The sequence below is a fragment of the Fulvitalea axinellae genome (assembly GCF_036492835.1).
Lineage (GTDB): Bacteria > Bacteroidota > Bacteroidia > Cytophagales > Cyclobacteriaceae > Fulvitalea > Fulvitalea axinellae.
In genome coordinates this window covers 2,949,981-2,968,715 of record NZ_AP025314.1, presented here as the reverse complement: position 1 = coordinate 2,968,715, position 18,735 = coordinate 2,949,981, and the positions used below count along the sequence as shown (strand labels likewise).

Annotated in this window: 1 protein-coding gene; it reads left to right on the top strand. The window is 50.8% G+C overall.

The genetic code is table 11. The features are described 5' to 3' along the window. Positions 1 to 109: 109 nt before the first annotated feature. Complete coding sequence (locus AABK39_RS11165; protein WP_338391431.1) at positions 110 to 18,241, top strand: Ig-like domain-containing protein; 18,132 nt, start codon at positions 110 to 112, stop codon at positions 18,239 to 18,241. Positions 18,242 to 18,735: the final 494 nt, after the last annotated feature.

Sequence of the window (18,735 nt, the reverse complement as noted above, 5' to 3'; positions counted from 1 at the left end):
TGTTCTTTCGATGTGAATGGACGGAATGGAATTGCGGTTAAATAACAGGTGTTTTGGCGTTAGTATTATGGTGAAAAAACTTAGATTTTTCAGCTTAGTTTCCTTTGCGTTGCTTTTATTGATAGGACAGGCTTTTGCGCAAAGTTTACCGACAGTTTCTTTAAATGGGGCCAAAGGCATTAACGGTTACGAAATATGTTATAACGGCGATGGCACCGCAGATGTAACGGCACATTTTGTTTTGGACGATGGGGCCGATCTGGATGATTTTGATGAACTGTTACTTTATGATATAATCTCTACCTCTAGGGTTTTGGTTATTGTTCCGGGAATGCCTGCGGTAGGAGGAATAACCGTGGAACACGAAACGGGGGATGATTTCTATGTCTTTAAGAATGTTCCGGCCTCTTTGAGCACTGATGGAACGTTGGCGAGGTATACGATCATACACCAAAACAACTGGGCTGTCAGAGGCGCGAACATCTTTTTCGAGATTATGCGCTTTAACAGCGATGTTGCTCCAGTGGGCAACACTTCTTGTGATGATAGTTCTGCGACGGGTGAGATAGACTTGAAGATGGATGGAGGTTATTCTCCTGATTCGAAAGTCTATTCTTGGGTAGGGCCAGATGGTTTTACGGCTGATACTCGAAAAATTTCAGGATTAACAGAGGGGGACTATACTGTAACCGTAAAGGACAAAAGGGATTGCGGTACAATTTCGAAGACCTATACGGTCGACGATTTGAAAGTGATACCCGACCAACCTGAGAGCACGAACCAATCTGTTTGTGAAGGGGAACCCACCCCGACATTTACCGCAACGGGAGAGGCAGGTTACGACTTCTTTTGGTATAGTGATGCCGGCCTTACAAGCCAAATTGGTGCAGCGGCTGATTTTACGCCAATAGAAACTGCGCCTGGCACATATACATATTATGTAGTTCAACAGAACCCGACAACGAAATGTACAAGTACCGCCAAATCTGTGGTATTTACGATCTTCCAGAAAGGAGAAGCTTCCGCTAGCGATCCTGTTGCGATCTGTAAAGGATCAGACGGAGTGATTTCAGTACAAATCACAGGAGGAACGGGACCGTTTAATATCGAATTAAATGACGGGACCAATGCTATAAACAAAACAAACTATAGTTCAGGAGACCCGATAACGGTAAGCCCGACAGCTACGACAACATATACAATAATCTCCGTTTCGACCGCAGATGGCTGTGATGCGGGAATTAACGCCACAAAGAATTCGGTTACCGTTACGGTAGAAGAACCGCCTACGGCGGAATTCACTTTCGCCAAAGGGGAGTTCTGCACCTCTGAAACGGATCCGAGCCCGTCGATGACCGGGACTTCGGTAAAAGGGACTTTCACTGCTACACCCGCCGGCTTGGCGCTCAACGCCACGACGGGTGAAATCGACCTTTCGGCCAGTACGGAAGGCACATACACAATAAAAAACACGGTTGATCCCGGTGGCGCCTGCGCGGCTGTGGAGTCCGGGGCTGTAACGGTGAAGGTCACCAAAACGCCAGACGCCCCTACGGTTACGGACCAGACATTCTGCTCGACGGACTTGACCACGGTCGCCGATCTTCAACCGGCGGGAGTGTCCTGGTTCGCCAACGCGACAGGGGGGACGGCTTTGTCTTCAACAACGGCCTTGGCAACCGGCACGACGTATTACGCGGAGTCGACGAACGGAATTTGCGTGAGCGCCCGTTCGGGTTCGCTGGTGACAATCGAGGAATCGCCTACGGCCGAATTCACGTTCGCCAAAGGGGAGTACTGCACCTCGGAAGCGGATCCGACCCCAACTATGACCGGCGCTTCGGTAAAAGGTACGTTCACTGCTACACCGGCCGGCTTGGCGATCAACGCCGGGACCGGTGATATCGACCTTTCGGCGAGTACCGAAGGGACATACACCATAAAGAATACGGTTGACCCCGCCGGCGTTTGCGCCACGGTGGAGTCGGCGGGAGTGACGGTGAAGATTACCAAAACGCCTGACACGCCGACGGTTACGGACCAGACTTTCTGCTCGACGGACTTGGCCACGGTCGCCGATCTGCAACCGGCCGGAGTTTCCTGGTTCGCGAACGCTACGGGCGGAACGGCTTTGCCTTCGACTACGGCCTTGGCAACCGGCACGACGTATTACGCGGAGTCGACGAACGGAATTTGCGTCAGCGCCCGATCGGGCTCTTTGGTAACGATCGAGGAATCGCCTACGGCGGAATTCACTTTCGCCAAAGGGGAATACTGCACCTCGGAAGCGGATCCGAGCCCGTCGATGACCGGGACTTCGGTAAAAGGTATGTTCACTGCTACACCGGCCGGCTTGGCGATCAACGCCACGACCGGTGATATCGACCTTTCGGCTAGTACGGAAGGCACATACACCATAAAGAACACGGTAGATCCCGGCGGCGCCTGCGCGGCGGTGGAGTCAGCGGGGGTAACGGTGAAGGTTACCAAAACGCCTGACACGCCGACGGTTACGGACCAGACTTTCTGCTCGACGGACTTGGCCACGGTCGCCGATCTGCAACCGGCGGGAGTGTCCTGGTTCGCCAACGCAACAGGGGGGACGGCTTTGTCTTCAACAACGGCCTTGGCAACCGGAACGACGTATTATGCGGAGTCTACGAACGGAATTTGCGTGAGCGCGCGTTCCGGTTCTTTGGTAACGATCGAGGAATCGCCTACGGCCGAGTTCACGTTCGCCAAAGGCGAGTACTGCACCTCTGAAACGGACCCGACCCCGTCGATGACCGGGACCGCGGTAAAAGGGACATTCACGGCGACTCCAGCCGGTTTGGCGATAAACGCCACAACCGGGGAGATCGACCTTTCGGCCAGTACCGAAGGGACATACACCATAAAGAACACGGTCGATCCCGCCGGCGTTTGCGCGACGGTGGAGTCGGCTGGTGTAACGGTGAAGATCACCGAAACGCCTGACACCCCGACGGTTACGGCCCAGAGTTTCTGCTCTACGGCCACGGCTACGGTCGCCGACCTGCAACCGGCCGGCGTGTCCTGGTTCGCGAACGCGACAGGGGGGACGGCTTTGCCTCCGGCGACAGCCCTGGTAACCGGCACGACCTATTACGCTGAGTCGACGAACGGAATCTGCGAGAGCGCGCGTTCGGGCTCGCTGGTGACGATCGAGGAAGCGCCGACGGCCGAGTTCACTTTCGCCAAAGGCGAGTACTGCACTTCGGAAACCGATCCGAGCCCTACGATGACCGGGATCGCGGTAAAAGGGACATTCACGGCGACTCCGGCCGGTTTGGCGATAAACGCCACTACCGGGGAGATCGACCTGTCGGCCAGTACCGAAGGCACATACACCATAAAAAATACGGTTGATCCCGGTGGCGCCTGCGCGGCTGTGGAGTCCGGGGCGGTGACGGTGAAGGTCACCAAAACGCCTGACACGCCGACGGTTACGGGCCAGACTTTCTGCTCGACGGACTTGGCCACGGTCGCCGATCTTCAACCCGCGGGAGTGTCCTGGTTCGCCAACGCAACAGGGGGGACGGCTTTGTCTTCAACAACGGCCTTGGCAACCGGAACGACGTATTATGCGGAGTCTACGAACGGAATTTGCGTGAGCGCGCGTTCCGGTTCTTTGGTAACGATCGAGGAAGCGCCGACGGCCGAGTTCACGTTCGCCAAAGGCGAGTACTGCACCTCTGAAACGGACCCGACTCCGTCGATGACCGGGACCGCGGTAAAAGGGACATTCACGGCGACTCCGGCCGGTTTGGCGATAAACGCCACAACCGGGGAGATCGACCTTTCGGCCAGTACCGAAGGGACATACACCATAAAGAATACGGTAGATCCCGGTGGCGCTTGCGCCCCGGTGGAGTCGGCGGGAGTGACGGTGAAGGTCACCAAAACGCCAGACGCCCCTACGGTTACGGACCAGACTTTCTGCTCTACGGCCACTGCCACGGTCGCCGATCTTCAACCTGCGGGAGTGTCCTGGTTCGCCAACGCGACAGGCGGGACGGCTTTTCCTTCGACTACGGCTTTGGTAACCGGCACGACCTATTACGCGGAGTCCACTAACGGACTTTGCGTGAGCGCCCGATCGGGCTCTTTGGTTACGATCGAGGAATCGCCTACGGCGGAATTCACTTTCGCCAAAGGGGAATATTGCACCGCGGAAGCGGATCCGAGCCCGTCGATGACCGGGACTTCGGTAAAAGGGACTTTCACGGCGACACCAGCCGGTTTGGCGATAGACGCTGGGACCGGAGAGATCGACCTTTTGGCCAGTACGGAAGGCACATACACTATAAAAAACACGGTTGATCCCGGTGGCGCCTGCGCCCTGGTGGAGTCGGCGGGGGTAACGGTGAAGATCACCAAAACGCCTGACACGCCGACGGTTACGGGCCAGACATTCTGCTCGATGGACTTGGCCACGGTCGCCGATCTTCAGCCTGCGGGAGTGTCCTGGTTCGCCAACGCGACAGGCGGGACGGCTTTGCCTTCGACGACTGCTCTGGTAACCGGCACGACGTATTACGCGGAGTCGACGAACGGAATTTGCGTGAGCGCCCGATCGGGCTCTTTGGTAACGATCGAGGAATCGCCTACGGCGGAATTCACTTTCGCCAAAGGGGAGTACTGCACCTCTGAAACGGATCCGACTCCGTCGATGACCGGGACTTCGGTAAAAGGGACTTTCACTGCTACACCCGCCGGCTTGGCGATCGATGCCACGACGGGTGAAATCGACCTTTCGGCGAGTACCGAAGGGACATACACCATAAAGAACACGGTAGATCCCGGCGGCGCCTGCGCGGCTGTGGAGTCCGGGGCGGTAACGGTGAAGGTTACCAAAACGCCAGACACGCCGACGGTTACGGACCAGACATTCTGCTCGACGGACTTGGCCACGGTCGCCGATCTTCAGCCTGCGGGAGTGTCCTGGTTCGCCAACGCGACAGGCGGGACGGCTTTGCCTTCGACTACGGCCTTGGCAACCGGAACGACGTATTACGCGGAGTCGACGAACGGAATTTGCGTGAGCGCCCGTTCGGGCTCTTTGGTTACAATTGAGACCGCACCTACGGCGGAGTTCACGTTTGCCGCATCTTTTTGTTCAACAGATGTTGATCCAAGCCCGACTATGACGGGCTCGGCGGTAAAAGGAATGTTTACGGTTACTTCGGGTACGGGACTGTCAATCAATGCCTCAACAGGGAAAATTGACCTTTCGGCAAGTCCGGCAGGAGAGTATACTATTATAAATACGGTCAAGAGCGGGGCCCCATGCGGAGATATCGTTTCCACTCCCGTAAAAGTGAAAATCCTAAAGACAGCGAAACCTGTCGCCTCGAATCAGGAGTTTTGTTCCAATGAACCTCATACGGTTGCGGATCTGTCAGCTACGGCTGTAGGTACAATCTCATGGTTTGCAACGGCAACAGGAGGCACCGCTTTGGATGGTGCCGTGACACTGACAAACGGCACGACATATTACGCTGAAACAGTACAAGGAGGTTGTGTCAGCGAAAGAACGGCGATTGACGTTACTGTAGAGGAAGTCGCGAAAGCGGATTTCACTTTCGGAGCGACCGAATATTGCGTTGACGCTGTAGACCCTGCTCCAGTAATGGGAATGGGAGCCAGTAAAGGAACCTTTTCGGTAACACCGGCTACAGGGTTGGCTTTGAATTCGACCACCGGGGAAATTGACCTTTCGGCCAGTACGCCCGGTACATACGATATAACAAATACGCTAACGGCCACTGCGATCTGTACATCGACGCCAGCCACGTTTACGGTTACCGTAAAAGGAGTGGTCGGAAAACCTGTTTTTGATCCGACGACTGTAAGCGAGCTTTGTGGAAATCCAGCAAACACCACTTTCGTAGCGACGGCCACTAACTCAACATCGATAGAGTTTAGTGTTCAACCTTTGGGTGCGGGTACGTTTGCCGGAAATGTATTGGATTGGGACGATACTTTTGAAGGAAACGCCACTATTACGGCGACTGCGAAAGATGACTGCGGTAATGTGGAAACGACTGAAACGACGGTTCAGGTTAAGGGAAGCTTGGGTGTTCCTAACTTCTTGGTTTCCAATCCTACCGAGATTTGTGGTGGAACTCTCAATACTACTTTTATCGCTGATGCTGATAATTCCACTTCAATAAAATATTCGATTTCGCCTGCCGGTGCCGGGACAATAGGGGAGACTAGCGGTATCGTAAGTTGGGATGTGGATTTTGTGGGAACAGCCCAGATTAAGGCGACAGCCTCTGGCGATTGTGGCTCAAATACTGAGGCCACTCATTCCGTAAACGTAAAAGAACGGGTTAAACTTCCGGTTTTTGAAGCGGGAATTCCTTCGTCGGTTTGCTTGGGCGAGGCTACAACTTCGGCAAAAGCGACTGTTACGGGAAGCTCAACATTGACTTATAGCTTGTCGCCGGTTTCTGCGGGAGGCGTAGACGCAAATGGAATCATTACGTGGGCTCCTACTTTTGTAGGAACCGCTACTGTTACAGCAACCGCTTCAGGTAGTTGCGGTGCGGATAAATTTGTGGAGAAAGAAATTGAGGTTAAACGAGTTCCTGTCGCCACGGCTACTTCGGCCCCAACACTGTGCGGGGTGACCGAGTATCAATTAGGAGGAAATACACCAGCTTCGGGAGAAACAGGAACCTGGACAATCTTGACTGGAACGGGAGGTAGCTTGGACAATGCGAATAGTCCTTTGGCCAAGTTGACAGGGTCTTTGGGTAGCACTTACACTCTTGAGTGGGTTGTTTCGAACGGAGCATGTTCCGCTAAGTCGAGTGTGGTTACGGTTACTTTTAACGATCCCTCGGCGATTACGGCGCCTGTTGTAAATAAACCAACTCAAGGCTTCTGCCAGAACGATTCGCCGACTGTAGCGGATCTTGAGGCGTCAGGAGCGAACCTGAAGTGGTTCTCTTCTCTGACTTCTGACACTCCTTTGGCTTCTACAGAACCGTTGGTGGCCGGAGATTATTATGTGGCCTCGGTAAATGGAACAGGATGTGAGTCTGACCGAAAAAAGGTGACAGTCGAATTGTCTGAGCGTGAGGTAGTCTTCACGCTTTCCAATGTTGATGTTGATGCGGGTGACAATTTCGATTTCCCTATTTATATAAAAGGTTTTGAGGAAATAGCGGGAACTAATTTCACTATAAACTACGACCCCGCTTTGGTCGAGCCTGTTATTTCCAGTGGAATAAACGTCTCGTTATCGCATTCCGCTTTCGGCGCTGAGATCTTGGCGACTAATCCGTCCGCTGGAGAAGTTAGGGTGTTGTGGGCTCCCGCTGATCTTTTACCGGAAACGCTAGCTGATAATTCACAGCTGTTAGGCATTAATTTTAAGGCTAAAGAGAATGTTTGCGGAGAAGAAAAAGTGACTATGTCTGCCGTCAATGTCGCTTTCGGAGATACTCCGCTCTGTTCTGCCGAGGTAATACTCGGGGAAGGAAATGTCAAGGTGAAAAAGGAAATGACCGTAACCTTGACGGCTTCGGCTACCGCTGTTTGTGCAGGGGATAATGTGACGTTTACGGCCAATGTGACTAACGGAGAGGGCACGCTGTCTTATAAATGGATTGTTGACGGAACAGAAACCACAACGACCTCTTCTACATACAGCAGAAACGACTTGGCCGATGGGGATCACGCTGTAAGCGTGACTGTCGTAAGTACGGAAACAGATTGTTTGGTTAACGGAACTGTCGCCTCCAACTCGGTGGACGTAAATGTGGGAACCGTCACGCCGACAATTTCACTGAATGGAGAAACTTCGATTTGCTCGGGCGAAGAGGTCGAGTTTACAGCTACGTTGACAAACGCCAGCGCTACCCCGACTGTAGTCTGGTTTGTGAACGGAACCGAACAAGATCGTGGAGTCAACAAGACGACATATAAATACGACCCGGCGAATAACGACAAAGTGAAAGCCCAATTGTTGACAGCAGACATTGCATGCTCAACGGTTACTGACCCAGAATCAAATGTCCTTACGATCAGTACTGGGGATAAGGAAATGAAGTTTGAGCTGGTCAAAGATGATATAGTCAAGTGTGGCGCAAAGACGGTAAAACTTGAGATAAGACCAATTGACGCTCCGGCTGGGGTGAGTGTTGAATGGTATAAAATTCCGATTTTTGGCGATGATGAGAAATTAGGAAATGGAATGATCCTAAATGTTGGGGGAACCCTTTTGGCTGAGCACGATTGGGTTTACGCTAAAGTTGGAGCTAAAGACTGTTATAAAGAATATCGTTCTGAGAATCTTGTCATTTTAGGAGAAAGTGCCACAGCCAAAGTAGACTTGACCGCTGAAAGCACAACGCCATGTAAAGGCACGCCTGTGAAGTTTACGGCTACTCCTCTTGAAAATGCAGGCTCTACTCCAAAATATAAATGGTTTATTGACGGAACGGAGATTTCAGAAGGAACAAGCCCTGAATTTAACAGAACATTTGTAGCAACAGGGAATGTGACTGTCAAAGTCGAAATGACACCGACTGCGTCTTGTTTGGATCCCGTAACAAAGGAAGTGACTGTTAACGTGCAGGAATCACCTTCTTTAGATCTAGTGACCTCGCTGTTGCAAGGTTGTGGTAACGTTGATTTGGCTACAGGAGTAAAAGGCACTGGCGTAACTCCGGAATACTTCAAAGACAAAGACTTCACTGTTCCTGTAGGCGGTAGCGTAGTGACTGAAAGCGGAACGTACTATGTGCGTGATGCTGGTGCCGGAGGAAGTTGCCCTGCGGATGAAGGAAGCTTGAACGTCTCGGTAGGTGAAAGTCCAAAACTTGCGTTGACGTCAAATACGCTGGAGACTGACTGTGGTCAACCCGCCGACATTAAGGCCCTGGTTGACGTGGCGAACACCGATACGGGAGCCAATTACGATTTGATTTTCAAAGATCCGTCTTCCAATGTGGTTGCTAATCCGGAAGAGGTGACCGTCAGTGGCGTTTACAAAGTCATGGTTAAAGACAAGGTCACTGATTGTGAAAGTGGAGAGCTTGATATAGATGTGACTATCAATCCGGATATTCTGCGAGTTGGCGACCCGACAGTGACAAACAATACATTGTGCGGAACCGGAGGAAATGGGCAGATTGAAGTAAAATACACTGGAACAGGGTTGGAGTATTCGAAAGATGACTTCGCTACAGTTCAAACTGACGCTACGTTCACTGGCCTGACCGCTGGCAATTACGAGATCAAAGTACGCTATGCGGGAAGTGGAAAGTGCGTGAAAGTCGAGACTGTGACAGTTGTTGACGGCGCAACCGACCTTACTGTTTCAGCGACTTTTGTTGACCCGAGTTCATGTGCCACTACCGACGGAAGTATTACGGTAACTGCCACTGGCGGTACGGACTACTTTTACACCTTGGAGGATGGCGACGGAAACGTAGTCAGGGCCGAGCAGAATTCGCACTTGTTTGATAACCTCGCATACGAAGCGAAATATGTCGTGAAAGTGCGAGACGCCGTTAGCGGTTGCGAAGGAACAACCGATGTCGATTTCGCTCCGAAGGTCAATGTGGACGACTTCGCTTTTGATGTGACTCATGTAACATCTTGTCTTGCCGACAATGGAAAAGTGGTGATTACGTCTGTCGATCCTGTGGGAACGGATTATGAATATCACCTTGCGCAAGGAGCTACGGTAACGAAAAATGATAAAGGAGTTTTCGAATCCCTAGCTGCGGGTAATTATACACTCAAAGTAGTCAATAAGGTTAGCGGTTGCGAATCATCCGTGAAACCTGTGTTAATTGAGGATAATGCTGAAGGTCTGGACGTGGGTGATATTATTCTGACCACGACAAGGCTTTCTGACTGCGGAGTAACTGACGGAACTCTTAAGATAGAAGTTAACGTAGCAGGGAATTACGAATTCTCGGTTAACGGAGGCGCTTATGTCGCTGGAACCAGCCCATTCATGGTGAACGCCTTGGATGCTGGTGATTATAAAGTGAAGGTTAAAGATTTGGCGACAGGTTGTGAGTCCGACGAGAAAACCGCTACTGTAGACGGTCCAGCCGACTCTAGTCCTCCTGCAAAGCCTGTGTTTGCGGCTACTTCTATTGAGAATATTTGCCAAGGAACCGCAACAACTACTTTCACTGCGACTACAACAACTGCCGGGGCTACTTTAAAGTATACTTTGGAACCGAATGTTGCGGGAGCGATTGACGCTAATACAGGGCAAGTAACCTGGTCAGGAACATTTGACGGTACGGCCACTGTGAAAGCGACAGCGACAAATAGTTGTGGCGATAGCGATGTGGCGGAACACGAGGTTAAGGTCTTGACCAAACCGGTAGCGACTGTCGATCCTTTGCCGGCTCTTTGCGGTGATACGGAAGTTACTTTGGAAGGAAGCGCCTTAGCGGCAGGGGAAACCGGACAATGGACTATCACTTCTGGTACGGGAGGAACATTGGATTCTCCGACAGCATCTACAACAAGATTTACCGGTACATTAGGGACTACATATAAACTGACTTGGACTGTATCGAATGTCGTTTGCGACAGTGACCCTGTGGAATTGACGGTTGAGTTTAAGGATCCGACCACTATTACTCCACCTGATGTTGCGGGTAGGGAGAACCAAAACTTCTGCGGAGAGAAAACGGTCGCTGATCTTGACGCCGACGGTATAAACCTTAAGTGGTATTCTGTCGCGGCTGGCGGAACGCCTCTTTTGACTTCCGAAAAATTGGTGACAGGAAAATATTACGTTACGTCTTCCGACGCTGAAGGATGCGAATCCGACAGAATTGAGGTGAACGTAGTTGTCAGGGAGCTGGATTTCGGATTATTCTTCCCGAATGATTTGAGCGTTGACGCCGATAGCGAATTTGACTATCCTGTTCTTGTAAGAGGTTTTGACGATATATCGGGAGCGCAATTCACCATAACTTATGACGCTACTTTGGTAGAGCCGGTAATGGCTGATCCTACTAATCCAGCTAACAAGGCGGTAACCTTGGGGTACAGCGCCTTCGGAGCCGAAGTGGTGGCGGTAACTCCTGCTGAAGGAAAAATTACGGTAGTTTGGACGCCTGCTGACGCGAAACCAGAATCGATTACGGATAACGGACGCTTTATTAGCCTGAGAATGAAAGCTAAGGATGGCGTTTGCGGTAAGTCGGTCGCGAGCTTCGGAAACGACCCGACTAAAATTGAGGTAATATTTGAGCGTGACGACGTTCTGTGTGAAGCCTCGGTAGACACCAAGACCGGAAATATCGCTGTTCAGAAAACAATGTCTGTAGCCCTTACCAGTTCGGCCACCGCTGTTTGTGCGGGCGAGGAAGTGACCTTTACGGCTGACGTAACGGGTGGCGAAGGAACATTGACATACAAATGGACAGTAGACGGAATAGAGCAGACGAACAATACGAATATTTATAAACGTTCGGATTTGACTGCGGGAGACCACCAAATAAGCGTAACGGTAGTAAGCAACAGTGTAGACTGTTTGACTGAAAGTTCGGTTACTTCGACCACCGTAGACGTTAATGTGGGTAGCGTTACGCCTTCGATTGCGATAGACGGAAACACTGATGTTTGTCCGGGAGACGAGACGGAGTTTACCGCCACGCTTACCAACGCCGGCGGAAGCCCGGTTGTCGATTGGTACGTCAACGCTACAAAAGTGGCTACTGGTTTGACGTATCGTTATACTCCTGCTGACGGCGATAAGGTAAAAGCGCAATTGACCACCGGGTTGGCCTGCGCCACTTCACCGACGCAAGAGTCCGCAGAACTCACGATGAATGTGGCCAAGAAGGACATGGACTTTATCGTAATAAAAGACGATATCGTTAAATGTGCTGCTAACCCTGTAACGTTGAAGTTGCAAAAGGTTGACGCCCCAGACGGTATTACTGTTTCTTGGTTCAAAGTAATGACAGGCCCGGACCAACTGTTGGGAACAGGAATCACCCTTACCGAAAACACTTTGGTGGCGGGAGATTTGGTTTACGCAAAAGTTCCGGCCAAAGACTGTTATAATGAGTTTATCTCTGAAACCTTCGAGATTCAGGGAGAAGATGATAAGCCGGCTGTAGCTCTGGAAGTAAGCGCTTCCGAAACCTGCAAAGGTGAGAGCCTAACTTTCAAAGCCAAACCGACAAATGGTGGTACCACACCGCTTTATACTTGGTTTGTGAACGGTACTGAGATTACGGGAGAAGAAGGAGCGGAATACACGCACACCTTCGTGAACGGTGGCAACCAAACGATTAAAGTCGAACTGCTCTCATCGGCTTGCCTGAAAAATCAGACTGCCGAAACCACCACAAACGTGAACGTTAAGGAAGCGCCCGACCTGAATCTGCAAACGGCGCCGTTGGTGGGCTGTGAAAATGTCGATTTGACCGCTGGTGTAGGTAACAAGGCGATAACGGTAGAATTCTCCAAGAAACCTGACTTCAGCGAAATTCTCACAAGCGCTACAGTAACCGAGAGCGGGACTTATTATGTGAGAAATACGGGAGGCGGAACTTGCTTGGCCGAAGGAACTCTTCTTGTTGTTATCAATGGTTTGCCAACGCTCGTAGCTACGAATACCGCTAAAGCAAATTGCGGAGGCACGGTCGATTTGACCGCTTTGGTGGACAAAGGCGCCAGCGATGCGGGAACTGTCCTGTACACTGATAACGGAGGCAATACGGTGGCTGATCCTACCGCTGTGGGAGTCGCTGGCCGATATACTTTGATCCTTAGGGACGATGCGACTGGTTGCGAAAGTGCCCCAGAGTTTGTAGACGTTACAATCGGGGACATTACAGTAAATACTCCTTTGGTAACGCACAATACCACTTGTGGCACAACAGGTAACGGAGTTATAGAAGTGAAAGTGACTGGAGGAACAGGTATCCTCACATATTCGAAAGATGATTTCGCGACTTCGCAGACCAGTCCGATATTCTCAAATCTTAAGGCTGGCACTTATGTGATAAAAGTTCGTGACGAGGCTACTTGCGAAAAAGAAGTGGCCAATGTAACGATCACCGATCCTGCTCCATTTACATTGACCCTGACTCCGACCGATGTTACTGGATGCGGGACAACGGACGGTTCGGTTAGCGTTACCGTATCGAAAGGAGCTGGCAAATATCGCTATCGTCTTGAAGATGGGGATGGAAACGAGATAGTGGGAGATACCGAAGACGTTGATGAGGACGGAACATTTGTCTTTGACAACTTAGATTACAAACCTGAATACAAAGTCTTCGTGACCGATATAGTATCGAGTTGTACGGCTGTTGAAAGCGTGGCCTTCACTGAGCCGGCCAAAGTGACTGACTTTACGGTACAGGTACTCGAGCATGTAACTACTTGTACTGCGCCGAATGGCAAACTGCAAGTCAAAGATGTGCTTCCTACGCTGGCTGCAGGATCTTACGAATACACATTGTCAGGACCTGCTACTTTCACTAACGATTCGGGAGAATTCGATAATCTGCCTGCTGGAGATTATGAAGTGACTGTGAAAAACAAAGCCACAGGTTGCGACTTGAGCAAAACAGGATTTACCATTAATGATAATTCGGAAGACGTTGTGGCAAAAGTAACTGCCGAAACAGGCGTTTCGAATTGTAATGATAATGACGGCGAATTCAGAGTGGAAATCACCGGAGCCGGTAATTTCGAGTATTCGTTGGATGGATCGAGCTATGTGGACGCTCCGGGTACGACATTCACAGTGTCGAACCTTTCCTCTGGCGAACACAGCTTGAATATTCGGAACAAAGACACCCGTTGTACTCTTGCTACCGAACTTAAAGTAACGATTGACGAATGGCCGGAGGCTGACGACGTTGCCTTTAAGGAAACTAAGCATCCGACAGCATGTAACTCTGTCGATGGAGTTATCGAAGTCGATGAGGGCGCTTTGACCGGTACCGGGCCTTATAAGTATTCGCTTGACGGCGTAAGCTTCCAAGCCTCTCCACGTTTCGAAGCCCTGGCTTCTGGAGATTATAAGGCATATGTGCTGGATGAAGGAACGGGTTGCGAAAGGATTAGCCCTGAAGTAAGTCTGGTATCGGCTAATGCGATTACCGCCGATATCGAAAACGTAATGCCTGTAACTACCTGTGGCGGAAACGAAGGTTCGTTCACGGTAGAAAACGCAACGGGCGGAACGGGCACTTACGAATACTCAAGCGGATCGACCTTCCAGGCAAGCAACAAATTCGAAGACTTGACGGAAGGAACATACACCGTAACTGTAAGGGATGACAAAGGGTGCGAAACCGTACTCGGCGATGTCGTTATCACAGGACCGGGCTCGTCGATTACCTTTACCCTCGGCGCGTCGGACATGACTACGCCTTGCGGTGCGGCGGACGGCTCGATAACAGTTTCCAATGTAGTGGGCGGATCGGGTAACTTTGTCCTTGAGCTTACTAAGCCTGACGGCACAAAACAGAACGAAGCCTTTACTGGAACAAAAACGATTGGCGGTTTGACGGCCGGCACTTATAGCGTGCGTTTGGTTGACACTGCGGGAGGTTGCGCTTCGGCATCTAAAGATGTGGAAGTTGGCAAAGGCCCGGGAGCAATCACAGGCCTGTCAATCACCGATAGTGATCCGACGACCTGCGATGCGACAGACGGCAAGATCACGGTCGAAGGCGTCAATGGAGGCTCAGGTGCTTACGAATATAAACTGGATGGCGGAACCTACGGATCGGACAACGAGTTTACGGCGCTGGAAGCCAAAGATTACATTGTTTGGGTAAGAGATGCCAATACGGCTTGCGAATACAGCGAAACGTATTCGGGAGTAATGGCGCCAGAGGCTATCGACGGAATAATCGTCGATGCGGCCAAACTTAAAGTTACCTCTTGCGGAACCCCTGACGGGACCATCCATGTTACGGGAGTAAGGGGCGGAGTTGCGCCGTATACTTACACAGTAGAAGGCGACAACAACACAACTGGACTGTTCGCTGGAAAGTCTCAGGGCACTTACACTGTCGAGGTTAAAGACGCTAATGATTGCGTTTACACTACGGACGTGACAATCACGGCTCCAAATCAGATTATTGGTATTACCGAGAAAGTGACCGACGTAAGCGTTTGCGAAGGTTCTGACGGTATTATCGAGGTGGCCAATGTACAGGGCGGTTCGGGAGCCAAAGTCTTCAAATTGTATAAAGGCACGACGCTGGTCGCTGGCAATGGAGTGGGTATTTTCACTGGATTGGCCAAAGGCGATTACAGAATCAGCGTTACTGACGCCAACAGTTGCGACTTCGAGAAAAACGTAACGGTAGGCGAACCGTCTGACTGTGGCGTCGAGTGCGAAGACTTGGTGCTGAATGTAGCCGTTAACAACGAATCCTGCAACGGTGCCGGAAACGGTGAGATTATCTTGCTTGTTGAAGGGGCTAAAGCTTACGAATACCAGATACTCAACCGTGCGGGCACCATCGTTAAAGATGGAGACTTCACGGCCAGATCCAGAAACCTGACGGCTAAAGCCATAGAGGACTTCGGTGCGGGAACGTACACGGTAAATGTCCGTATCAAGGATCTTGCTTGTAGTTGGGTTAGCCAAGAGGCCAACATCTCTAGGGCCGTAGACATCAAGCCTGGTGTCAGCGCCAGCGGAGTGACCTGCGACGGAAACGACGGTTTTATCAAGTTCGACGTTTCGCCTACGGATGTACCGGATTACACCTTTGAGGTACTTGACGGTTCAGGTGTTGCGCAAACGGCGGATCCTGCCCAAGCCAACTTCTTCCCGAACCTTAAGGCTGGAAGCTACACCGTCAAGGTTAGCAAAACTGGAGGTTGCGAGACAGACACTTGGGTAGTGACGCTCAGCGCTCCGGATCCGACGGATTGCGAAAACGATAAGCCTTGCGAACTTGAAGCTACTCTTGATATTGCCCAAGCGGTTTGCAACGGCGACAACGCTACGGCTACCGTACGCCTCACAGGCGAAAGGGCTGGACACAGTTACCGTTACGTACTTCTGAAGAACAACGGAACTGACTTCGTGGAAGAAGGAACCCAAGTTGACGCTCCTGTATTCAGGAACCTGATTCCGGGCGATTATAAAGTGAAAGTGACGGACCTTACGGCTACGGAGACATGCGAAGACGAATCTGACGTGGCAACGGTCGATACCCCGAACTTTGACGGCGGAGACTTTACCGCCGAAGTAACAGCCGAGTCTTGTACCGGAAACGATGGAAAACTTCAGGTAAAAGTACTGGACGCCACCTTGATAGGAACGTTTGTGTACGAATTGCTTGATCAGGATAAGAATCCGCTTTCGCCGGCTAAGGCTAACGAGACGGGTGTCTTCGACGGACTTGGACAAGGAACTTACTTCTTCAAGGTGTCGACTAAAGGAGCGGCGTCTTGCGAACTGATCTCTACCAACGCTTATGTGATCAACTCTTCGAGAAAACTCACGGGCGTAACGGTGAAGGAGATAGTTGGTAGTAACTGCTTCGGAGGCGATAGAGGAAAAGCCAGTTTCGAAATCACTGGCGGAACGGGCGATTACCAATACAACCTCACAGGACAGCCTACTGACTGGAAGCCTTATACCAATATGGCCTTTATCGAAGGCTTGCAGGTTGGCAAATCGGTAATTAGCTTCAGATCCGGTGTTGACGATAATTGCAGCATTCCTGTTGAAGTTGATATTCCGAATACGGGTACCGAGATTAAGGTGGAAATCGGCGATATCACTCCAGCGGCTTGCGACAATAACAACGGTAGCTTCCGTATAATTAGCGTGACTGGTGGAGAAGGTGGCGCTGACGGCGAGCTTTACAGCTACAGACTCAATGGGGTGAATTATCCGAAATTGCCTGAAAATGGTCTCTTCAACGGCCTTACCCGCGAAATACAGCACTTGACGGTAATCGACGGCAATGGTTGCGAAAAGAACGTGGAAGTGCCAGTAGGCGGACCGGATTTGGTTTACTACGATCTTGAGCTAATCGCTCCGACTTGCGACGGAAACGGCAAAGACGGAAAGATTGTGGTGAAGATTGACGGTAACCTCACCAAGGTATCGGCACCGTTCTACGTGAGTATCCAGAAAGACGGAGAGTCAGAGAATATCATCAGCAATGACCAGATGAGTAGCCTTACCAAAAGCTACCCAGGATTCGGAGAGGGAACTTACCACGTATTTGTCAGAGGTAAAGATTCTGACGATTCTTGTCCTAACGCCAAGCAGATTACTGTTACGGGCGGAACCAAAGCGGTTGATTTCGAATTCGCTTTGACTAACCCGAACTGTAGTACTGACGACGCTGTGATCTCAGTATCGAATCTCCAAGGCGATAACGATTTGGATTACTACGTTGCCCTTGTTTCGAAAGCGACCAACGAGAAGATTCACACCGGATCATTCACTAACGATATCGACTTTGTGACTTACGAATACAGCAGTCCGGCGATAACCACTGGCGATTACGAGCTGTCTGTTAGACAAGACCAAGGCGGTTGCGTAATCGAAGCCAAGAAAGACGTGACTGTTAACCGTCCGCTTAATCCGCTGGCTATCGAGGACGTAAGGCCTGATCCGAACTCTTTGCCGTACGATGACGCTTCAGGTAATACGGGCGCCATCAGATTAGTGCACGTGGTACGAAGCGGAGTACCGGCCTACGAAGTTGAGCTGAGCGTAGCCAATTCGAAATGGGTGGACATCAATAGCGTACTGGAAACAAGTCCGATTCCTGAAACCAGAAGCCCTGGCGTAGAGAACGAACATGTGTTCAAGAACCTGTTCCCGGGCGTATATGTGGTGACTCTTACCGACGGAAACGAATGTTCGGTAAAAGAAACCGTGACGTTGGGAACCAACAACGAGATCTGGATTCCGAACATGTTTACTCCTAACGGGGATAACAAAAACGACCAGTTCTACATCAGGAACATGCCTAAGGAAAACGAAGACGGCTGGAAAATCATCATCACCAACCGTTGGGGCAGAGAGGTATACAGTTCTGATCAGTACAGGGAAGGTCAGCTTTGGGATGGCGGAGACGTGCCTGACGGCGTGTACTTCTACCACATTCAGGCAGATGATGCCGGTGAGTTCCGCGGTTACATTGAGGTGTTCCGTGGCAAACCGCAACTCGAACAGCCTACGAAGCCGGATCCCGGAACCCCGGAGCCGACTCCCTAACCGGAAGGGAAAACGGAATAAAGTATAATAAAAGGCGGGCCATGACGGTCCGTCTTTTTTGTTAGGTGATTTTTGGAATGTGGAGCGGAGCGTTGTTTTTCTTCAAAAACGAGTGGTTTTCGTATTCGCAAATGTCCGTAAGCATTCCCCATACTTACAGGCTGTTTTATGCGTAAAAAGCATTCGCTATATTCGTTAAGGAAAGGAATAAACTGGGGAAACCTCTCGATATGATTATCGGGAGGTTTTTTGCATTATATGGGGCTGTTTTAAGGTCGGCCCAAATGTGTTAACACATTGGATCGATTCTCTTAACACCTTTGGTCAAAAGTGTTAACTGTTTTTGTCGGAACCCTTAACGAAGTGAACCGAACCTTACTTCATGTACTTTCGAAACGCTTTTAAAAGCCGGATAACCTTACTTGGTCTTTCAAACAAAAAAACCGTCGCTAAAGTGGCGACGGCTTAAGTTGTATCCGCTGGTTATGGAAAAA